This is a genomic window from Micromonospora sp. WMMD1076 (assembly GCF_029581475.1).
In the GTDB taxonomy this organism is placed as follows: Bacteria; Actinomycetota; Actinomycetes; order Mycobacteriales; family Micromonosporaceae; genus Micromonospora; species Micromonospora aurantiaca.
The window spans coordinates 5,374,572-5,395,240 of the sequence record NZ_CP120862.1 but is presented as its reverse complement, the minus strand read 5'-3'; the positions used below and the strand labels follow the sequence as shown (position 1 = coordinate 5,395,240).

The following is a 20,669-nucleotide window of genomic DNA, read 5'->3' as shown; positions in this document are numbered from 1 at the left end:
AGAAAGGCCGGACATGAGTGATGATCAGGCGCTGACCCGACCGGTCACCCAGAGCCGCCGTACCCTGCTCACCGGAGCCGGAGCGATCGGCGCGGCCGTGGTGCTCGCGGGCTGCGGCAGCGACGACGACGCGTCCCCCGGGCTCGCCCCGACCAGCGGCGGCCCGCCCGGCGCCACCGCGACCGGCGACGCCGGCGGCGGCGACCGGGACGGCGGCAGCGCGCTGGCGCGCACCTCGGACATCCCGGTGGGCGGCGGCGCCGTCTTCGCCAGCCAGGGCGTGGTGATCACCCAGCCCGAGGCCGGCCGGTTCAAGGCGTTCGACCCGATCTGCACGCACCAGCGCTGCCCGGTGTCGAACGTCGACGGCGGCACGATCAACTGCACCTGCCACAACAGCCGGTTCTCGATCGTCGACGGCTCGGTGAAGGGCGGCCCGGCCACCAAGCCGCTCGCGCCGAAGGAGATCAAGGTCGACGGCGACCAGATCACGCTGGCCTGACCCGTTCCGCGCCCCCGCCGGCCGGTGGTCGGCGGGGGCGCGGCGCCGGTCCCGTGTCAGGGGCGCGGACTAGGCTTGACGCCGTGGCTGACCCCTCGACCTACCGTCCCTCGCCCGGCACCATCCCGGAGTCGCCAGGGGTCTACCGCTTCCGCGACGGCACCGGCCGGGTGATCTACGTCGGCAAGGCGCGCAACCTGCGCAGCCGGCTCAACTCCTACTTCGCCGACCCGGTCGGCCTGCACCAGCGCACCCGGCAGATGGTGTTCACCGCCGAGTCGGTCGACTGGATCACCGTCGCCACCGAGGTCGAGGCGCTCCAGCAGGAATACACCTGGATCAAGCAGTACGACCCCCGGTTCAACGTCCGCTACCGCGACGACAAGTCGTACCCCTATCTCGCGGTCACGCTCGACGAGGAATACCCCCGACTCCAGGTCATGCGCGGCGTGAAGCGCAAGGGTGTGCGCTACTTCGGGCCGTATTCCCACGCCTGGGCCATCCGCGAGACGCTCGACCTGCTGCTGCGGGTCTTCCCGGCGCGGACCTGCTCGTCCGGGGTGTTCAAGCGGGCCGGCCAGGTCGGCCGGCCCTGCCTGCTCGGTTACATCGGCAAGTGTTCGGCGCCGTGCGTCGGCAGCGTCACCGCCGAACGGCACCGGGAGATCGTCGACGGCTTCTGCGACTTCATGGCCGGCCGCACCGACAGCATGGTCCGGCGGCTGGAGAAGGAGATGCTCGACGCCAGCGAGCAACTGGAGTTCGAGCGGGCCGCCCGGCTGCGCGACGACGTCGCGGCGCTGCGCCGGGCGATGGAGAAGCAGACGGTGGTGCTCGGCGACGGCACCGACGCCGACGTGGTCGCGTTCGCCGACGACCCGCTCGAAGCCGCCGTGCAGGTCTTCCACGTGCGCGGCGGCCGGGTGCGCGGCCAGCGCGGCTGGGTGGTGGAGAAGACCGAGGAACTGACCACCGGCGACCTCGTGCACCACTTCTGCACCCAGGTGTACGGCGGTGAGCAGGGCGAGGCCGACGTGCCCCGCGAGCTGCTCGTCCCCGAGCTACCAGGCGACGCCGACGCGCTCGCCGACTGGCTCACCGCCCGCCGGGGCAGCCGGGTGTCGCTGCGGGTGCCGCAGCGCGGCGACAAGAGGTCGCTGCTGGAGACCGTCGAGCGCAACGCCAAGGACGCGCTGGCCCGGCACAAGCTCAAGCGGGCCGGTGACCTGACCACCCGCAGCCAGGCGCTCGACGAGATCGCCGACGCGCTCGGCATGGACACCTCGCCGCTGCGCATCGAGTGCTTCGACGTCTCCCAGATCCAGGGCACCGACGTGGTCGCCAGCATGGTCGTGTTCGAGGACGGGCTGCCCCGCAAGGGCGAATACCGCCGGTTCGTCGTGCGCGGCGCCACCGACGATCTGTCAGCCATGTCCGAGGTGCTGCGACGGCGCTTCGCCCGCTACCTCGACGCCCGCGCCGAGACCGGTGAGCTGGGCGAGGAGACCGCCTCCGACCCCGACCGGCCCGGCATCGACCCGACCACCGGGCGGCCGCGCAAGTTCGCGTACCCGCCGCAGCTCGTCGTGGTCGACGGCGGGCCGCCGCAGGTCGCCGCCGCCGCGAAGGCGCTCGCCGAGCTGGGCATCGACGACGTGGCGCTGTGCGGGCTGGCGAAGCGGCTGGAGGAGGTCTGGCTGCCCGACGACGAGTTCCCGGTGATCCTGCCGCGCACCTCCGAGGCGCTCTACCTGCTGCAGCGCGTACGCGACGAGGCCCACCGCTTCGCCATCACGTTCCACCGCCAGCGGCGCTCCAAGCGGATGACCGAATCCGCGCTGGACAACGTCCCCGGCCTCGGTGAGGTGCGCCGCAAGGCGCTGCTGCGGCACTTCGGCTCGTTGAAGCGGCTGTCGTCCGCCACCGTGGAGGAGATCACCGAGGTGCCCGGGGTGGGCAGGCGTACGGCCGAGGCGATCCTGGCCGCGCTGGACGGCTCCACGGACGCCGCTGCGACACCGTCCTGAGCCACGCCTTCTCCGTCACGCGCGATCCGCGCGCCGTCGAGTGCCCGCTGGCGTGAACGGCCGGTGACGCAGCTTCGGTGCAACGCCATAGGTGACGTGCCGGCACTCAGCGACCGTGCAGATCTCGGAGCGGGAGCGCCCCATGAGGGCGGATTGATACCAAGATCCCGGAGCGGGGAGCGGGGAGCGGGGAGCGGGGAGCGGGGAGCGGGGGCTCGCGGGGTGATGTGGGGAGCTGCGGACGCCCCGCCGACCTGCGGCGGCACACCCGCAGGTCGGCCGGGCTGGACGGAAGCGACGACGCGGGCAACGGATTCGGTGCCCACGGGATCGGTGCCGCCGACGGCGCCCAGTGTCCGGTTTCGCACTCGGGCGGCGATCTTGGACGGTTTCCGTTCGCCGCGAACCGAAACCGTCCAAGATCGGCGCCTACAGGCGGAGGCGTTCGACGGTCTAGGCTTATGTCCGGTTCAGTGGGCTTGCTGGGCGGTGGTCGGCGCCACTGTCACGGCGGAATCCGGGGTGGGCCGGAGACGTTGTACATGGCTGAGCGGCCGAGCCCCGGGCCCGCGCCGGGCCACCGGCCCGCCCGCCATCCCGAGGCGGATCGCCAGGCCAGGGAATGGCCCCGGGCCGGTCGTCGTTACATCCCGAGCCGCGGACAGCAGGCCCCACCGGGTCGCCCGCGCGCCAGCCCTTCGACGGGCACCCCCAAGACTTTCCCCCTTCGCGGCACCCCCTGCCGCGTTTCCCCCGACCAGGGAGGCAACCGATCATGGCTACCACTGCGCTACGTAAAACCGTCCTGACCGCTGCCGGTATCGCCGCCACCGCCGGTGGCATCGCCGGACCCGCGATCGCCGCCCACGCCGCCCCCACCACCACGAGCGTGGTGGCCGACCGCAAGGGCCACGGCGAGCGGGAACTGGACGTGCGCTACGAGGCCCAGCCCAACTTCTACTTCTGCGGCCCCGCCGCCGCCCGCAACGCCCTGAGCGTGCAGGGCAAGAACATCGACGTCCACGCCATGGCCCGCGAAATGGGCACCACCGAGGCCGGCACCAACAGCATCAACGACATCACCCCCGTACTGAACAAGGAAACCGGCACCAAGAACGCCTACAAGTCAGTCGAGATCAACACCCCCAAGGCCGACGACAAGCAGACCCACACCCTGCGCACCGACGTGGTCAAGACCGTCGACGCCGGCCGGGCCGTGGTCGCCAACATCGCCGGCACCGCCACCGACACCGACGGCACCACCCACTCCTTCGAAGGCGGCCACTACATCAGCGTCATCGGCTACCGCGACAACGGCAACACCGTCACCATCGCCGACAGCGCCGACCCCACCACCGCCACCTACCGCATGACCATCGACAACCTCGCCGACTGGATCGCCACCCGCGGCTACAGCACCAACTAAACCCAACACCGCCACACCAACAGCTACACAACAAGACCAACCACCGGCACCACCACGCGGACCAGAGCACCACCGCGTGAACCAGAACGAGGCCACAGCACGCCGGAAGGGCCCGACCCCCACCACGGGGCCGGGCCCTTCCCCGCGTGCGTCAGGACTCGGCGAGGACGGCCAGGATCGCCTCGCCGTACTTGGCGAGCTTGTTCTCGCCGACGCCGCTGACCCGGGACAGTTCGGCCAGCGAGGCGGGCGGGTCGGCGGCGATCTGCCGCAGGGTCGCGTCGTGGAAGATGACGTACGCCGGGACGCCCTGCTCCTTGGCGGTGGCCGCGCGCCACGCGCGGAGCCGCTCGAAGACGGGCGCGGCGGCGGGGGAGAGGTCGGCGACCACGGTGGCCGCGCCCCGTGGCTTGGCGGACCGGCCGGCCGGGCGCTCCGGCTCCTTGCGCAGGGTGACGGTACGGCGGCGGCCGAGCACGTCCGCGCTCGCGTCGGTCAGCGCCAGCGTGCCGTAGTCGCCCTCGACCGCGAGCAGACCTTCGGCCAGCAGTTGCCGCACCACCCCGCGCCACTCGGCCTCGCGCAGCTCGGTGCCGATGCCGAACGTGCTCAGCGCGTCGTGGCCGTACTGGTCGATCTTGTCGGTGTGCTTGCCGAGCAGGATGTCGATGCTGTGCCCGGCGCCGAACCGCTGGTTGCGCTCGCGGTCGAGCCGGTAGACGGTGGACAGCAGTTTCTGCGCGGCGACGGTGCCGTCCCAGGACTCCGGCGGTTCGAGGCAGGTGTCGCAGTTGCCGCAGTCGGCCACGCCAGTCTCGCCGAAGTATTCGAGCAGTTGGGAGCGGCGGCAGCGGACCGTCTCGCAGAGCGCCAGCATGGCGTCCAGGTGGGCGGCGAGGTTGCGCCGGTGCGCCAGGTCGCCCTCCGACGTCTCGATCATCTTGCGCTGCTGCACCACGTCCTGGAGCCCGTACGCCAGCCAGGCCGTGGACGGCAGCCCGTCGCGCCCGGCGCGGCCGGTCTCCTGGTAGTAGCCCTCCACCGACTTGGGCAGGTCCAGGTGGGCGACGAAGCGTACGTCGGGCTTGTCGATGCCCATGCCGAACGCGATGGTGGCGACCATGACCAGGCCGTCCTCGCGCAGGAAACGCTGCTGGTTGGCGGCGCGGGTCGAGGCGTCCAGCCCGGCGTGGTACGGCAGCGCGGGGATGCCGTTGGCGACCAGGAACTCGGCGGTCTTGTCCACCGAGGCCCGGGACAGGCAGTAGACGATGCCGGCGTCGCCGGGGTGCTCGTCGCGCAGCAGGCTCAGCAACTGCTTGCGCGGCTCCCGCTTGGGCACGATCCGGTACTGGATGTTGGGCCGGTCGAAGCTGGCCACGAAGTGCCGGGCCTCGGTGAGCCGCAGCCGGGTGGCGATCTCGGTGCGGGTGGCCCGGGTCGCGGTGGCGGTCAGCGCGATGCGCGGTACGTCCGGCCAGCGCTCGTGCAGCATCGACAGGTTGAGGTAGTCGGGGCGGAAGTCGTGCCCCCACTGCGACACGCAGTGCGCCTCGTCGATCGCGAACAGCGCGATCCGGCCGCGTTCCAGCAGGCCGAGCGTGGAGCGCACGGCGAGCCCTTCCGGGGCCAGATAGAGCAGGTCCAGCTCACCGGCGAGGTAGGCCGCCTCGACCCGGCGCCGCTGCGCGGGATCCTGGGTCGAGTTGAGGAACCCGGCCCGGACGCCGACCGCTGTGAGCGCGTCGACCTGGTCCTGCATGAGCGCGATGAGCGGCGAGACGACCACCGCCACGCCGTCGCGGACCAGTGCGGGGATCTGGTAGCACAGCGACTTGCCGCCGCCGGTGGGCATGAGCACCAGCGCGTCGCCGCCTGTCACCACGTGCTCGACGACCTCCTGCTGGAAGCCGCGGAAGGCGTCGTACCCGAAGACCCGCCGCAACACGTCGAGCGCGTCGCCGGCCGGTGCTGAGGTGGTCCGCTCGTGGGTGGGGGAGACCATCCGCGCAGTCTACGAGCGTCCCCCGACAGCGTCCGTCCCGGCGAGCCGTTCCGCGGGCGGCGACATGTTCCGGTGGTCACCCCGTGGAATCCCGGGCCGGGTCAGAGCCGTTAGAGTCGCTGATTGACCATGCGCGGCCGACCGGGCCGCGGCGCCACGGCTGGGGGTAGCGGGTGAGCGAGGCGCGTACAGCGGGTGACCTGGGGCCGACCGAGGCGGAGACGACGCCGGTGCGACCGGCGCCGATCGAGTCGGACACCTCCCTGGTGGTGGTGACCGGCCTGTCCGGCGGCGGGCGCAGCACCGTGGCGCGGGCGCTGGAGAACGTCGGCTACTACGTGGTCGACAACCTGCCGCAGGCGCTGCTGCTGGACATGGCCGAGCTGGCGTTCAAGGCCGGTGGCGCGGCCCGGCGTACGGCGATGGTGCTGGACGTGCGCTCGCGCGCGTTCTCCACCGACCTGGCCGGGGCGATCCGCGAGCTGCGTGAGCGCGGCTTCCAGCCCCGGGTGGTCTTCGTCGACGCCGACGACGAGGTGCTGATCCGGCGGTTCGAGAGCGTGCGCCGCTCGCACCCGTTGCAGGGCGACGGGCGGCTGGCCGACGGCATCGCGGTCGAGCGGGCGCTGCTGGAGGAGGCCCGCGAGCAGGCCGACGTGATCATCGACACCAGCCACCTGAACGTGAACCAGTTGCGCCGCCGGGTCGAGGAGCTGTTCGGCGGCGAGGACGCCCGCCGGTTGCGGATCACCGTGATCTCGTTCGGCTTCAAGTACGGCCTGCCGCCGGACGCCGACTTCGTGATGGACGCCCGGTTCCTGCCGAACCCGTACTGGGTGCCGGAGCTGCGCGAGCACACCGGCCGGGAGGAGGCGGTGAGCGCGTACGTGCTGGGCCAGGAGGGCGCCGACGCGTTCGTGGCCGGGTACGCCGACCTGGTCAACGCCACCACGGCCGGGTTCGAGCGGGAGGGCAAGCGCTACCTGACCGTGGCGGTCGGCTGCACCGGCGGCAAGCACCGCAGCGTGGCCATCGCCGAGGAGCTGGCCTCCCGGCTGCGCCACTCCGGCATCGCCGCCAACGCCCAGCACCGGGACCTGGGGCGGGAGTGACCCCGACCAGGGTGGTCGCCTTCGGCGGCGGGCACGGGCTCTCGGCGTCGCTGCGGGCGCTGCGACACTGCGTACCCGAACTGGACCTGGACATCACCGCGGTGGTCACCGTCGGTGACGACGGCGGCTCCAGCGGCCGGTTGCGCGCCGAGCGCGGCGGCCTGCCGCCGGGCGACCTGCGTCAGGCGCTCGTCGCGCTGGCCGGTGACCATCCGGCCACCCGGCGCAGCGCGGCGTTGTTCCAGCACCGCTTCGCCGCCGCCGTGCCGCAGGCGCCGACACTGGCCGCGCCGGTACCGGCCGCGGTCGGCGACTCGCTCGCCGGCCACGCTGTCGGCAATCTGCTGCTGCACGGGCTCACCGAGCTGCTCGGCGACCCGGTGGCCGCGCTCGACCACGGCGGGGCGATGCTCGGCGCGGTGGGGCGGGTGCTGCCGATGTCCCGCCAGCCGGTGGGCATCGAGGCCCGGGTCCGCGGCGCCGACCCGGAGCACCCGGACGAGGTGTCCACGGTGCGCGGCCAGCACCAGGTCGCGGTCACCCCGGGCACCGTCGAGTCGCTGCGGCTCAACCCGTCGGCGCCGGCCGCGTGCGCCGAGGCGGTGACGGCGGTACGCGCCGCGGACTGGCTGATCTTCGGGCCTGGTAGCTGGTACACGAGCGTGCTGCCGCACCTGCTGGTGCCGGGCCTGGCCGGCGCGATCGTGTCCAGCCCGGCGCGGCGGCTGGTGACGCTCAACCTGGTGGCCGAGAAGGAGACCTCGGGGCTCTCCCTGCCCGACCATCTGGACACCCTGCGGCGCTATCTGCCCGAGCTGAAGGTGGACCGGGTGCTCGCCGACTCCACGGCGGTGGGTGATCCCGCGGCGGTCGAACGTGCGGCAGAATCGCTGGGTGCCCGGCTGGTCCTCGCTCCCGTCGCCGTCCTGGACGGCACGCCCCGTCATGATCCAGCCGCCCTGGGCGCCGCGCTGGTGCCTGTCCTGCGCGCCGATCGTTAGACACGTACGTAATCACCGGCGACACGCCGGAACCGGTCCGTGAGGGGGCGCACTATGGCGATGACGGCTGCGGTCAAGGACGAGCTGAGTCGGGTCGACGTGCCCAAGCCCTGCTGTCGCCGGGCGGAGATGGCGGCCCTGCTGCGTTTCGCCGGCGGCCTGCACATCGTGTCGGGTCGCGTCGTGGTCGAGGCGGAGCTGGACACCGGCGCGGTGGCCCGCCGGCTGCGGCGGGAGATCGCCGAGGTCTACGGCTACCCGAGCGAGATCCACGTGCTCGCCTCCGGCGGGCTGCGCAAGGGCAGTCACTTCATCGTGCGGGTGGTCAAGGACGGCGAGGCGCTCGCCCGGCAGACCGGCCTGCTCGACGTGCGGGGCCGCCCGGTGCGCGGCCTGCCGCCGCACGTGGTGGCCGCGAACGTCTGCTGTGCCGTGTCGGCGTGGCGTGGCGCGTTCATGGCGCACGGCTCGCTCACCGAGCCGGGCCGCTCCAGCGCGCTGGAGATCACCTGCCCCGGCCCGGAGTCGGCGCTGGCGCTGGTGGGCGCCGCCCGCCGGATCGGCATCACCGCCAAGAACCGCGAGGTGCGCGGCGTGGACCGGGTGGTGGTCAAGGACGGTGACGCGATCGCCGCGCTGCTCACCCGCATAGGAGCGCACTCCAGCGTGCTGGCCTGGGAGGAGCGGAGGGTACGCCGGGAGGTGCGCGCCACCGCGAACCGGCTGGCCAACTTCGACGACGCCAACCTGCGCCGTTCCGCCCGTGCCGCGGTGGCCGCCGCCGCCCGGGTGACCCGCGCGCTGGAGATCCTCGCCGACGACGCGCCGAACCACCTGACCTCGGCCGGGCAGCTGCGCCTGGAGCACCGTCAGGCCTCGCTGGAGGAACTGGGCGCGCTCGCCGAGCCGCCGCTGACCAAGGACGCCATCGCCGGCCGGATCCGCCGGCTGCTCGCGCTGGCCGACAAGCGTGCCCGTGACCTGGGCATCCCGGATACGGAAGCGGCAGTCACGCCGGACATGCTCGTGGTCTGATAGGACTCGGGCGGCAGCGCACCGCGAGCGGGATCACCACCCGCCGCAGCGCGACGCCGCGCGCTCGGATATGGTCGCTGCGTACGGCAAGGGGGCCGGAACAGGCGCTCCTCGCCGTGCTCACCGCCTCGGGCGGTCAGGTCTCCGTGACCGCGGCGGGGTGGCCGAGATGACATGTCGACGGCCGGCTCCAACGGTCGGCGCACACACCTCCGCCGGCCCCGGTCTGGCGCCGGCGGACCAGAACGCGAGGAGATGGGACCTGTGACCATCCGGGTTGGCATCAACGGCTTCGGCCGGATCGGCCGCAACTTCTTCCGGGCAGTGCTGGCGTCCGGCGCCGACATCGAGGTCGTGGCGGTCAACGACTTGACCGACAACGCGACGCTCGCCCACCTTGTCAAGTACGACAGCATCCTGGGCCGCCTCCCGCACGAGGTGAAGGCCACCGCCGACGAGATCACCGTGGGCGGCAAGACCATCAAGGCGTACGCCGAGAAGGACCCGGCGAAGCTGCCGTGGGGCGAGGTCGGCGCCGACGTGGTCATCGAGTCCACCGGCTTCTTCACCGACGCCACCAAGGCGAAGGCGCACCTCGACGGCGGGGCCAAGAAGGTCATCATCTCCGCTCCGGCGAAGAACGAGGACGTCACAGTGGTCATGGGCGTCAACCAGGACCAGTACGACCCGGCCAAGCACAACGTCATCTCGAACGCCTCCTGCACCACCAACTGCCTCGCGCCGATGGCGAAGGTCCTGCAGGACACGTTCGGGATCCAGCAGGGTCTGATGACCACCATCCACGCGTACACGCAGGACCAGAACCTGCAGGACGCGCCGCACAAGGACCTGCGCCGGGCCCGGGCCGCCGCGCTCAACATCGTGCCGACCTCGACCGGCGCCGCGAAGGCCATCGGCCTGGTCCTGCCGGAGCTCAAGGGCAAGCTGGACGGCTACGCGCTGCGCGTGCCGATCCCGACCGGCTCGGCCACCGACCTGACCGTCACGGTCGGCCGGGAGACCACTGTGGACGAGGTCAACGCCGCGCTCAAGGCCGCCGCCGAGGGCCCGCTGCGGGGCATCCTCACCTACAACGAGGACCCGATCGTCTCCGCCGACATCGTGACCGACCCGGCGTCGTGCATCTTCGACGCGCCGCTGACCAAGGTGATCGGCAACCAGGTCAAGGTCGTCGGCTGGTACGACAACGAGTGGGGCTACTCGAACCGCCTGGTGGACCTGGTCAAGCTGGTGGGTCAGTCGCTGTGAGTGCGAGGAGTGAGCTCGCGAGCCCCGCAGTCACGAACGGAGGGCTGGCTCCGTGACGATCCGTAACCTCGACGACCTGCTCGCCGAGGGGGTGTCGGGTCGGCGCGTGCTGGTGCGCGCCGACCTGAACGTCCCGCTCGACAAGCAGTCCGGGGAGATGAACGATCATGACGCCGCCTCCGCGCCGCAAGGCGGCGCTCCGGACGGAGTAAGGATCGCCGACGACGGCCGGATCCGGGCCGTCCTGCCGACGCTGAGCGCGCTGGTGCAGGCCGGCGCGAAGGTGGTCGTCTGCTCGCACCTGGGCCGCCCGAAGGGCGCGCCGGACCCGCAGTTCAGCCTCCGCCCGGTCGCCGGGCGGCTCGGCGAACTGCTCGGCGCCCCGGTGCACTTCGCCGAGGACACAGTCGGCGACTCGGCGCGGTCCACCGTGGCCGACCTGGCCGACGGCCAGGTCGCGCTGCTGGAGAACCTGCGCTTCAACAAGGGCGAGACCAGCAAGGACGACGCGGAGCGGGGCGCGTTCGCCGACCAGCTCGCGGCGCTCGGCGACGCCTACGTGGACGACGCGTTCGGCGCGGTGCACCGCAAGCACGCCAGCGTGCACGACGTACCGGCCCGGCTGCCGCATTACGCGGGCCGGCTGGTGCTGCGCGAGGTCGAGGTGCTCAGCCGCCTCACCGGCGAGCCGGAGCGGCCGTACGTGGTGGTGCTGGGCGGCTCGAAGGTCTCCGACAAGCTGGCCGTCATCGAGGCGCTGCTGCCGACCGTCGACCGGCTGCTCATCGGCGGCGGGATGTGCTTCACCTTCCTCAAGGCCCAGGGCCACGAGGTGGGCACCTCGCTGCTGGAGAAGGACATGGTCGAGACCTGCCGCAACCTGATGGAGCGCGCGCCGGGCAAGATCATGCTCCCGGTGGACGTGGTGGTGGCCGACGCGTTCGCGCCGGACGCCGCGCACGACACCGTGCCCGCCGACGGCATCCCGAGTCACCGGCTGGGCCTGGACATCGGCCCGGAGACGGTGGCCGGTTTCGCCGCCGCGCTGTCGCAGGCGAAGACCGTCTTCTGGAACGGCCCGATGGGCGTGTTCGAGATGGCGGCGTTCGCCAACGGCACCCGCGGTGTGGCCGAGGCGATCACCAAGGCCGACGCGTTCAGCGTGGTCGGCGGCGGCGACTCGGCCGCCGCGGTGCGCGCGCTGGGCCTGGACGAGTCCTCGTTCGGGCACATCTCCACCGGTGGTGGCGCCTCCCTGGAATACCTGGAGGGCAAGACCCTCCCCGGCATCGCGGCCCTGGAGAACTGAATGGCGAGTACGACCCGCCGGCCGCTGATGGCCGGCAACTGGAAGATGAACCTGAACCACCTCGAGGCCAACCTGCTGGTGCAGAAGCTGGCCGCGAGCCTGAACGAGAAGCAGCTCACCGACGTCGAGTGCGTGGTGCTGCCGCCCTTCACCGATCTGCGTACCGTGCAGACCGCCGTGGACGGCGACAAGCTGCTGATCGGCTACGGCGCGCAGGACCTGTCGCCGCACCCGTCCGGCGCGTACACCGGTGACGTCGCCGGGCCGATGCTCGCCAAGCTGGGCTGCGGCTACGTGGTGGTCGGGCACTCCGAACGGCGGCAGTACCACCACGAGGACGACGCGCTCGTCAACGCGAAGGTGTCGGCGGCGCTGGCGAACGGGCTCACCCCGATCCTCTGCATCGGCGAGGGCCTGGAGGTCCGGGAGCAGTCGGGTCAGGTGCGGCACTGCTGCGACCAGCTCGACGGCGCGCTGAAGGGGCTCACCGCCGAGCAGGTCACCAGGGTCGTCGTGGCGTACGAGCCGGTCTGGGCGATCGGCACCGGCAAGACGGCGACTCCTGACGACGCCCAGGAGGTCTGCGGCGCGGTGCGCAAGCGCATCGCCGAGACCTACGACGAGGGCACCGCCGAGCAGGTCCGGATCCTGTACGGCGGGTCGGTCAAGGCGTCGAACGTCGCCGCGATCATGGCGCAGCCGGACGTGGACGGGGCCCTGGTCGGGGGCGCCAGCCTGGACGCGGAGGAGTTCGCGCAGATCTGCCGGTTCCCGGAGCACATCACCCGCTGATCGCTCGCTATCCTTGACGCTGCCCGTCCACCGGTCGGTGCCGCCGTGCCCGACAGGTCCGGGCAGTGATCGCAACGAGAGGACTGACCCCCGCCATGCCGATCTGGTTCGCCTACACGATGATCGTGTTGCTGGTCATCACGAGCGTCCTGCTCACCCTGCTGATCCTCCTGCACCGCGGTAAGGGCGGCGGGTTGTCGAGCATGTTCGGCGGCGGCGTCAGCTCCAGCCTGGCCGGTTCGTCGGTGGCCGAGAAGAACCTCGACCGCTACACCGTTCTGGTGGGAATCGTCTGGTTCGCGTGCATCGTCGGGCTCGGGCTCTGGCTGCGGCTGCAGATGGCCAGCGGCACCTGAGTCGGCGCTGAGAAGCGTACAATCTGCGCGCGGTCCGTCACGGACCGCGCGCAGTTTTGTTTCTCCGCCCGTCGCCCGTCGCCTGCCCCTCCGGCGGCGGTCCCCTCCGACGACAGGGAGCGAGCAACCGTGCCCAGCAACAACGTCATCCGCGGCACCCGGATCGGGTCCGCCCCCGAGCGGTTCGACCAGCGGGTGGAGCCCGCGCCGCGCCGCCCGGTCGTCTACTGGTGCCGCCACGGGCACCGGGTCGAGTTCCTGATCGCCGCCGAGGCCGAGACGCCCGCCACGTGGGAGTGCCCCCGCTGCGGCGAGCCAGCCGGCCCCGACCCGGGCGACCCGCCGGGCCGCCAGCGCGCCGAGCCGTACAAGACCCACCTGGCGTACGTGCAGGAGCGCCGCACGCCGGAGGAGGGGGAGGCGTTGCTCGCCGAGGCCCTCGACGCGCTGCGGCGTCGCCGCGGCCGCGCCTGACCCCGAGGTGTTAAGTGAGTGTTTGGGATTTGGGGTGTGGCGGCGTGTCGGGTTGAGGTGAGGGAAGGCCCTCGGTAGGTCCGGTGGTGTCGAGCCGACCGTTTCATACCGAGGGCCTTCTGATGACGTTGTACCCGATCACTGTCACGCCGTCCGCGTCGCCCCGCCGCTATCCGCCGCAGCGGGTGCGGCGGGAACGGGAACGGGCGGCGCGGCGGCGGTATCCCGGTGATCTGACCGATGCGCAGTGGGCGGTGATCGCGCCGTTGGTCACGCCGGTGTCGGTCGGTCGGCGGGGGCGGCCGCCGTCGCATCCGATGCGGGCGATCGTCACGGCGATCTTGTATGTGGCCTGCACCGGTTGTCCGTGGCGGGCCCTGCCGCGGGAGTTCCCGCCCCCTGGGGACGGTGTACTGGTGGTTCGCTCGATGGCGCGATGACCACACGTTGATGCGTCTGCACGACCGGTTGCGGGAGCAGTGCCGTACCGCCGCCGGACGGCACGCGCATCCCAGCGCCGGCGCGATCGATTCCCAGTCGGTGCGCGCCGCGGACACCGTGCCCCGATCCAGCCGCGGGTTCGACGTGGCGAAGAACGTCAACGGCCGTAAACGCCACATCGTCGTGGACACCATGGGCCTGCTGCTGGCCGTCATGATCACCGGCGCTCACGTCAACGACCGCACCATCGCCCGTGACCTGCTCTGGCGCACCCGTCTGTTTCACCCCGGCCTGCGCCTGCTCTGGGCAGACGGCGGCTACATCGGCACCCTGAGCACCTGGGCCCGCCAAGCCCTCGACCTCACCGTGCAGCTGGTCCACAAACTCCCCGGACAACACACCTTCGTCGTGCTTCCCCGACGCTGGGTCGCCGAACGGACCTTCGCCTGGATCAGCAAGAAACGCCGCTGCGTACGCGACTACGAACGCCTACCGGTCAGCCACGCCGCCTTCGTTACCTGGGCCATGATCCACGTCATGGTCACCCGCCTGGCCCGACACACGAAACCGGCCCAGGCAACCCACACCTGAGCCGGAATCTCAAACACTCACTAAGAAGGGGCCCCTTCTCTACCGGAGACGTTAAGAAGGGGCCCTTCCTTACATGCTCAGCGGAGGCTGCGCAGGCGGGGCGGCACGTTGGCCGCCGCGGCCCGGTCGAGCAGCCAGAGGGTACGGGAGACGCCCCGCACCCCGGCCGCCGGCAGTTGCACCGGCCCGGCCCCGGCCAGCGCCATGCCCACCGCCCCGGCCTTGTCCGCCCCGGCGGCGATCAGCCAGACCTCCTCGGCCGTGTTGATCGTCGGCAGGGTCAGCGTGGTCCGCACCGGCGGCGGCTTCGGGCTGCCCCGCACCGCGCTGACCGCCCGGTTGTCGTGGTGCACCGGGTGCTCCGGGAACACCGACGCGACGTGCCCGTCCTCGCCGACGCCGAGCATCAGCACGTCGAAGTGCGGCACCACCGCGTTCCCGGGCCGGGCCGCGGCGGCCAGCTCCCGCGCGTACCCGGCGGCAGCCGCCTCCGGGTCGTCACCCGCAGGGCCGTCCGACGCCGGCATCGGATGCACCCGGGCCGGGTCGAGCGGCACCGTGTCCAGCAGCGCCGCCCGTGCCTGCGTCTCGTTGCGCTCGGGGTCGCCGCCGGGCAGGAACCGCTCGTCGCCCCACCACACGTCGACACGGGACCAGTCGACGGCGTCCCGGGCGGGCAGCTGCCCGACCGCCCGGTACACCGCCGCGGCGATCCGCCCGCCGGTCAGCACCACCGACGCCTGGCCGCGCTCGGCCTGCGCGTCGAGCAGCTTCACCACCAACCGGGCCGCCACCGCCTGCGCCAGCAGGTCGGGGTCGGCGTGTACGGCGACACTCGCCTCAGTCATCCGTCGAGCCCTCGTGTTCCGACCGCCCACCGGCGGTCACCTGTGCCTCCGACCACCCGGTCCGGGCGGTCACTCGTTCGCGGTCGCGCCCGCGTGCGCGGTCACACCGGCCTCGGCCCGCCGGGCGGTCGCCGGATCCTTCCACACGTGCACCCGCTGGACCGGACGCTGGTCGAGCCCGGTGATCCCGGCCGCCGCGCCGAGCGCCTCCGCGTACACCTGGTCGGCGTCGAGGCGGCGCAGCTCCTCGGCCAGCTCGTCGCCGAGCGGCCGGCGCACCAGCGGCAGCGTGCGGTCCTCCTGCCCGGTACGCCGGAACACCGCGATGCTGTCGTCCCGGGTGAGCGTCAGCTCGTCGCCGTTGGCGCAGCGCAGCTGCACCTGGCGCATCCGCGGGAACTCCTCGGTGGCGGTCAGGACCGGGTCGATGCCGAGCCGGGCCTTGAGCCAGCCGCGCATCAGCGCCGCCGTCGGGTCCGACGGGGGCGCCACCACGCTCGCCTCGGTAACCCGGGCCTGGGTGGTGTCGAACGCGCCCGCCACGAGTGTGCGCCACGGGGTGATCCGGGTCCACGCCAGGTCGGTGTCGCCCGGGGCGTAGTCGCAGGCCCGCTGCCGCAGCGCGGCGATCGGGTCGGCCGCCTGTGCCGAGTCGGTGATCCGCCGGTCCGCGACCACGCCGAGGAAGTCGGTGGAGATCTCCTCCGGCGGCTCGCCGTGCCACCACGTCACCACCGGTACGTCCGGCACCAGCAGCGGCATCACCACCGACTCGGCGTGCAGCGCGAGCCGCCCGTACATCCGGGTCACCACCGCCTCGCACGGCCCGAGCCGGCCACCCACGACGATCTCCGCGTCCAGCCGGTTGCGGTCGCGCTCCACGTCGGAGCGGACCACCACGAGCAGCCGGCACGGGTGCGCCGCCGCGGCGATGGTGGCCGCCGCCTCGGCCTCGCGTACCCGCTTCTCGTCCACCACCACGATCAGCGTGAGCGCCATGCCACTGGCTACCCCGCCCGCGCTGCGCCGTTCCGCGGCCAGCGCCTTGACCACCTCGTTGCCGGTGGTGTCCCACAGCCCGATCATGCTCTTCTCCAAGCCCGGCCCTCGCGGGCCAGCATCTCGTCGGCGGCCCGGGGCCCCCACTCACCGGCCCGGTACGGCTCCGGGGTCGTGCCCTCCCAGGCGTGCTCCAGCGGGTCGACGACCTGCCAGCTCTGCTCCACCTCGGCGGCGTCCGGGAACAGCGTCCGGTCGCCGATCAGCACGTCCAGCACCAGCCGCTCGTACGCCTCGGGGCTGGACTCGGTGAACGCCTCGCCGTACTGGAAGTCCATCGCGATGTCGCGGACCTCCATCGTGGTGCCCGGCACCTTGGAGCCGAACTTCAGCACCACGCCCTCGTCCGGCTGCACCCGGATGACGAGCTGGTTGGGGCCCAGGGACTCCATGTCGGCGGCGTTGAACGGCAGGTGGGGCGCCTTCTTGAACATGATGGCCACCTCGGTGACCCGCCGGGGCAGCCGCTTGCCGGCCCGGATGTAGAACGGCACCCCGGCCCAGCGGCGGTTCTGGATGCCCAGTTTCACCGCCACGTACGTCTCGGTGGTGGAGCCCTCCGGGACGCCCTCCTCCTCCAGGTAGCCCTTGGCGCGCTCGCCACCTACCCAGCCGGGCAGGTACTGGCCGCGCACGGTGTCCTCGGAGACGTCCCGCGGCACGGTGATCGCCTTGAGCACCTTGAGCTTCTCGGCCCGGATCTCGTCGGCGTCGAAGCTCGTCGGTTCCTCCATCGCGACCAGGGCGAGCAACTGGAGCAGGTGGTTCTGGAGCACGTCGCGGGCGGTGCCGACCGAGTCGTAGAAGGCCGCGCGGGTGCCGATGCCGACGTCCTCGGCCATGGTGATCTGCACCGAGTCGACGTACTTGGAGTTCCACAGCGGCTCGAACAGGTTGTTCGCGAAGCGCAGCGCCAGGATGTTCTGGACCGTCTCCTTGCCCAGGTAGTGGTCGATCCGGAACACGTCCTGGCGGGTGAAGACGTCGTCGACCAGGTCGTTGAGCGCCTTGGCCGAGGGCAGGTCGTTGCCGAACGGCTTCTCCACCACGACCCGCCGCCAGCCGCCGGACTTGGCGTTGTCCGCCATTCCGGTGCGGGCGAGCTGCTTGAGCACCACCGGGAAGGCCGCCGGGGGGATGGAGAAGTAGAAGGCCGCGTTGCCGGGGATGCCGTGCGAGTCGCGCAGTTCGTCGAGCGTGGCGGCGAGGTGGTCGAACGCCGCGTCGTCGTCGAACGAGCCGCCGACGAACTTGATGTTGCCGGCGAGCCGGGCCCACACCTCCTCCCGCCAGGGCGTGCGGGCGTGCTTCTTGGCCGCGTCGTGCGCCACCGACTCGAAGTCGCCGTCGCCCCAGTCGCGGCGGGCGAAGCCCAGGACCACGAAGCCGGGCGGCAGGAGCCCCCGGTTGGCCAGGTCGTAGACCGCCGGCAGCAGTTTCTTGCGGGCCAGGTCGCCCGTCACCCCGAAGATCACCAGGGCACACGGCTCGGGGATCCGGGGCAGCCGCCGGTCCTGCGGATCGCGCAGTGGGTTCACCGGGCCACCTCCTCCTGCGTCTCGGTCCGCTGATTCCAGGTCGTTGATCGTCACGTGCGTGTCCGTCCGGCCGTGTCCAGGAGCTGGGCGGCACCCGCCGCCCGCTCGGTCAGGTGCAGGCGCAGCACCGGTCGCTCCCGGCCGGCCAGGGCCCGCCGGTCGCCGGCGGCCTGGGCCGCCTGGAGCTGCGCGAAGGTGTACGGACGGCCGGGCACCTCCAGATCATCGGTGACCGCACCGGTGATCTGGAGGTGCCGGCCGTGGATGTCGGTGTGTTGCGGACGGCGCGGGCCCCAGCCGAAGGTGACCGGCCGTCCGGCGGCCCGCGCCAGCAGCGGGCGCAGCCCGGCGACCGCCGCGTCGGCGTGCCGGTCGAGGTACGCGGTCACCACGAGGTGCTCCCGTTCACCCAGACCGTCGAGCAGCCAGCGCAGCGCGCCGGTCAGGCCGGCCGGGGCGCCGCTCGGGGCGTACACCTCGATCGCGCCCTCGATCGACGACGGTGGCCCGCTCTCCGGCGCGTCGTCGGCCACCGCGGCGGCGGGCGCCGCGAACGGGTCGGTCCGCAGCGTCACCGCGGCGGTCGCGGCCGCGTAGGCCCAGGTGAGCAGGTGCGCGCCGAGCGGGCCGTTGACCGCGACGTCGGCGGCCACGCCCGGTCCGACGCCTGCGCCCAGGGCGCCACCGAGACCGACCGTCAGCACGCCCGGCCCGGTGGCGCCGGGGGAGTCGGGGGACTCCGCGACCACGGGCAGCAGCCGTCCGCCGGTCGCGTGGGTGAGCAGCGCGCCGGTCCAGCGGCCCAGACCGTCGAGCCCGGTGCCGTCGGGAACCAGCGCGATCGTGTCCCGGCCGGTGCCGGGGGCCGCGCCCAGTGCCGCGCCGAGCGCCAGGGCCGGATTGTCCCGGTCCCGGTCGAGCGCGCCGGTGAGCGCCTCGGCCTCGTCCAGCACCTCGGCCACCGGCGCGCCGGCCAGCGCCGCCGGGACCAGGCCGGACGCGGTGAGCGCGGCCCACGGCCCGGACACGCCGGGCTCGGCCGGGATCACCATCGCGCCCAGCTCGTCGGCGCGCGCCGCGAGTTCCGAGCCGGGTTCGGTGACCACCACGACGTGCCGGGCGGCGTCGGGGCCCTCGTCCGCCCACGCCTGCCGGTAGGCGCGCAGGTGGGCGTCGGTGGCCGGGTCGAGGCCGTGCCCGGCGGCGAGCACCAGGAGGGTACGCGCCGGACGGTCGGCGAGCGCGGCCCGGATCGGTCCCGGGTCGGCGGTGTCGAGCACTGTCAGCGGCCGGCCCAGGCAGTCGGCCAGCACCTCCGCGGCGAGCGTGTCGTCGTGGGCGCCGGCCAGCACCACGTGGTCCAGGTCGCCCAGCTCGGCGGCCAGTTCGGCGAGCTGGGGGAGCAGGTCCCGGCTGCGCCGGTGGGCGTGCAGCCAGCCCAGCCGGTCGAGGGCCGCCGGCTCGGCGGCGGGCCCCCAGAGGGCCGGGTCCGCGGCGGCGAGCCGGGCCGGGACGTCGTGGGAGACGAGCGTGGCGCGGGTGGATGCACCGAGGGCGTCGGCCCCGCGCACGACCAGGCCGGCGGCCATGTCCGCGCGCCCGGCCAGCAGGTCACTCACGGTGCCACCTCACCCGGTCCACGGTACGGCGCGGCGCGTCCCGGGGCCCGGCCCCGGGACGCGCCGGACGCCTTCGGTCACGCGTTGCCGCCGGCCTGCTGCGCCGCCTGCGCGTTCCTCCCGGCGGCCCGGTGCGGGCTGCCCGAGCCCTTGGCCGCCTCGGCGAGGGACTTCTTGACCCCCTCCAGCAGCTCCACCCAGCTCGCCTCGAACTTCTCCACACCCTCGCGCTCCAGCGTCGCGATCACGTCGGACAGGTCCACGCCCGCCGCCAGGAGGTCGGCGAAGACCTGGCGGGCGTCGTCGTACGCGACGGTGACGGTGTCCGCCTTCGTCTCGCCGTGCTCGGCGTAGGCGTGGATGACCGGTTCCGGCATGGTGTTGACGGTGCCGGGGGCGATCAGCTCCTCGACGTAGATGACGTCCCGGTAGTCCGGGTTCTTCGTCGACGTGGAGGCCCACAGCGGGCGCTGCGGGTGTGCGCCAGCGTCGGCCAGCTTCTGCCAGCGCGCCGAGGAGAACACCTCGCCGTAGCGCTCGTACGCGAGCCGGGCGTTGGCGACAGCGGCCTTGCCGCGCAGCGCCTTGGCCTGGTCGGAGCCGATCTTCTCCAGCCGCTTGTCCACCTCGGTGTCGACCCGGGAGACGAAGAACGAGGCGACCGAGCCGATCTTCGACAGGTCGTGCCCGTTGGCCTGCGCCTGCTCCAGGCCGGCCAGGAACGCCTCCATCACCTGCGAGTAGCGGTCCAGCCCGAAGATCAGCGTGACGTTGACGCTGATCCCCTCGGCGAGCGTCGCGGTGATCGCGGGCAGGCCCTCCTCGGTGGCCGGGATCTTGATGAACAGGTTCGGCCGGTCCACCAGCCACCACAGCGCCTTGGCCTCGGCGACGGTCTTCGTCGCGTCGTGCGCCGAGCGCGGGTCCACCTCGATCGACACCCGGCCGTCCACGCCGCCGCTGACGTCGTACGACGGGCGCATCACGTCGCAGGCCCACCGCACGTCGTACGTGGTGAGCATGCGGACCGCCTCCTCGACGTCGACGCCGCGTACGGCGAGGTCACGAAGCTGCCAGTCGTACTCGTCGGCGTCGCTCAGCGCCTTCGCGAAGATCGTCGGGTTGGTGGTCACCCCGGCGACGTGGCTCTCCCGGCGCAGCTTGTCCAGCCCGCCGGAGGTCAGCCGTACCCGGGAAAGATCGTCGAGCCAGATCGCCACACCGGCGCCCTGGAGTTCCTTCAGCCTGTCCGTCATGCCGTCCAC

The 20,669-nt window shown here is 72.6% G+C and carries 19 protein-coding genes; 13 read left to right on the top strand and 6 right to left on the bottom strand.

The window, feature by feature from the left end; genetic code table 11:
- Positions 1–13: 13 nt before the first annotated feature.
- The 3 genes from O7622_RS24230 to O7622_RS24220 all read left to right on the top strand — a co-directional run bounded on the left by O7622_RS24230 (position 14) and on the right by O7622_RS24220 (position 3,955).
- Positions 14–502 (top strand): Rieske (2Fe-2S) protein, encoded by a 489-nt coding sequence (locus tag O7622_RS24230; RefSeq protein ID WP_282310485.1) that lies wholly within the window; start codon positions 14–16, stop codon positions 500–502.
- Positions 503–585: 83 nt separating this feature from the next.
- Complete coding sequence (gene uvrC, locus O7622_RS24225) at positions 586–2,529, top strand: excinuclease ABC subunit UvrC (protein ID WP_282310484.1); 1,944 nt, start codon at positions 586–588, stop codon at positions 2,527–2,529.
- Positions 2,530–3,304: 775 nt separating this feature from the next.
- The gene (locus O7622_RS24220; protein WP_282310483.1) at positions 3,305–3,955 is read left to right on the top strand and encodes a C39 family peptidase; all 651 of its coding nucleotides are present in this window, start codon (positions 3,305–3,307) and stop codon (positions 3,953–3,955) included.
- A gap of 151 nt (positions 3,956–4,106) precedes the next feature.
- On the opposite strand, the gene recQ is transcribed toward O7622_RS24220, so the two are convergent.
- On the bottom strand, positions 4,107–5,960 hold the full coding sequence (recQ, locus tag O7622_RS24215; RefSeq protein WP_282310482.1) for a DNA helicase RecQ: 1,854 nt from the start codon (positions 5,958–5,960) through the stop codon (positions 4,107–4,109).
- 230 nt (positions 5,961–6,190) lie between these two features.
- Between recQ and rapZ the strand changes: the two genes are divergently transcribed.
- The 10 genes from rapZ to O7622_RS24165 all read left to right on the top strand — a co-directional run bounded on the left by rapZ (position 6,191) and on the right by O7622_RS24165 (position 14,340).
- Positions 6,191–7,072, top strand: coding sequence for an RNase adapter RapZ (rapZ, locus tag O7622_RS24210; protein WP_282314211.1), 882 nt, complete (start codon positions 6,191–6,193; stop codon positions 7,070–7,072).
- The gene (yvcK, locus tag O7622_RS24205) at positions 7,069–8,073 is read left to right on the top strand and encodes a uridine diphosphate-N-acetylglucosamine-binding protein YvcK (RefSeq protein WP_282310481.1); all 1,005 of its coding nucleotides are present in this window, start codon (positions 7,069–7,071) and stop codon (positions 8,071–8,073) included. The genes rapZ and yvcK overlap by 4 nt, the downstream gene beginning before the upstream one ends.
- A gap of 54 nt (positions 8,074–8,127) precedes the next feature.
- Complete coding sequence (gene whiA / locus O7622_RS24200; RefSeq protein ID WP_262286278.1) at positions 8,128–9,108, top strand: DNA-binding protein WhiA; 981 nt, start codon at positions 8,128–8,130, stop codon at positions 9,106–9,108.
- Positions 9,109–9,372: 264 nt separating this feature from the next.
- A complete protein-coding gene (gap, locus tag O7622_RS24195) occupies positions 9,373–10,377 on the top strand; it encodes a type I glyceraldehyde-3-phosphate dehydrogenase (protein WP_282310480.1) in 1,005 nt (334 codons plus the stop codon).
- A gap of 52 nt (positions 10,378–10,429) precedes the next feature.
- Positions 10,430–11,686, top strand: a complete 1,257-nt coding sequence (locus O7622_RS24190) for a phosphoglycerate kinase (RefSeq protein WP_282310479.1) — start codon at positions 10,430–10,432, stop codon at positions 11,684–11,686.
- Positions 11,687–12,478, top strand: coding sequence for a triose-phosphate isomerase (gene tpiA / locus O7622_RS24185; RefSeq protein WP_282310478.1), 792 nt, complete (start codon positions 11,687–11,689; stop codon positions 12,476–12,478).
- A gap of 95 nt (positions 12,479–12,573) precedes the next feature.
- On the top strand, positions 12,574–12,834 hold the full coding sequence (gene secG / locus O7622_RS24180) for a preprotein translocase subunit SecG (RefSeq protein WP_013287463.1): 261 nt from the start codon (positions 12,574–12,576) through the stop codon (positions 12,832–12,834).
- 129 nt (positions 12,835–12,963) lie between these two features.
- A complete protein-coding gene (locus tag O7622_RS24175) occupies positions 12,964–13,308 on the top strand; it encodes an RNA polymerase-binding protein RbpA (RefSeq protein WP_018788218.1) in 345 nt (114 codons plus the stop codon).
- A gap of 86 nt (positions 13,309–13,394) precedes the next feature.
- Positions 13,395–13,748: a transposase gene (locus O7622_RS24170; RefSeq protein WP_282310477.1), complete on the top strand. Its 354-nt coding sequence runs from the start codon at positions 13,395–13,397 to the stop codon at positions 13,746–13,748.
- Positions 13,749–13,758: 10 nt separating this feature from the next.
- Entirely contained in the window at positions 13,759–14,340 is a 582-nt protein-coding gene (locus tag O7622_RS24165; RefSeq protein WP_282310476.1) for a transposase, read from the top strand.
- Between the two features lie 77 nt (positions 14,341–14,417).
- Here O7622_RS24165 and pgl read toward each other — a convergent pair whose 3' ends face one another.
- The 5 genes from pgl to tal form a co-directional block, all read right to left on the bottom strand.
- Positions 14,418–15,188: a 6-phosphogluconolactonase gene (gene pgl, locus O7622_RS24160; protein ID WP_282310475.1), complete on the bottom strand. Its 771-nt coding sequence runs from the start codon at positions 15,186–15,188 to the stop codon at positions 14,418–14,420.
- A 69-nt stretch (positions 15,189–15,257) separates the two neighbouring features.
- The gene (locus O7622_RS24155; RefSeq protein ID WP_282310474.1) at positions 15,258–16,274 is read right to left on the bottom strand and encodes a glucose-6-phosphate dehydrogenase assembly protein OpcA; all 1,017 of its coding nucleotides are present in this window, start codon (positions 16,272–16,274) and stop codon (positions 15,258–15,260) included.
- Positions 16,271–17,785 (bottom strand): glucose-6-phosphate dehydrogenase, encoded by a 1,515-nt coding sequence (gene zwf, locus O7622_RS24150; protein ID WP_282310473.1) that lies wholly within the window; start codon positions 17,783–17,785, stop codon positions 16,271–16,273. Before zwf ends, O7622_RS24155 begins: the two co-directional genes overlap by 4 nt.
- A 50-nt stretch (positions 17,786–17,835) precedes the next feature.
- Positions 17,836–19,404: a glucose-6-phosphate isomerase gene (locus tag O7622_RS24145; protein ID WP_282310471.1), complete on the bottom strand. Its 1,569-nt coding sequence runs from the start codon at positions 19,402–19,404 to the stop codon at positions 17,836–17,838.
- 77 nt (positions 19,405–19,481) lie between these two features.
- On the bottom strand, positions 19,482–20,660 hold the full coding sequence (tal, locus tag O7622_RS24140; RefSeq protein ID WP_282310470.1) for a transaldolase: 1,179 nt from the start codon (positions 20,658–20,660) through the stop codon (positions 19,482–19,484).
- Positions 20,661–20,669 lie beyond the last annotated feature (9 nt).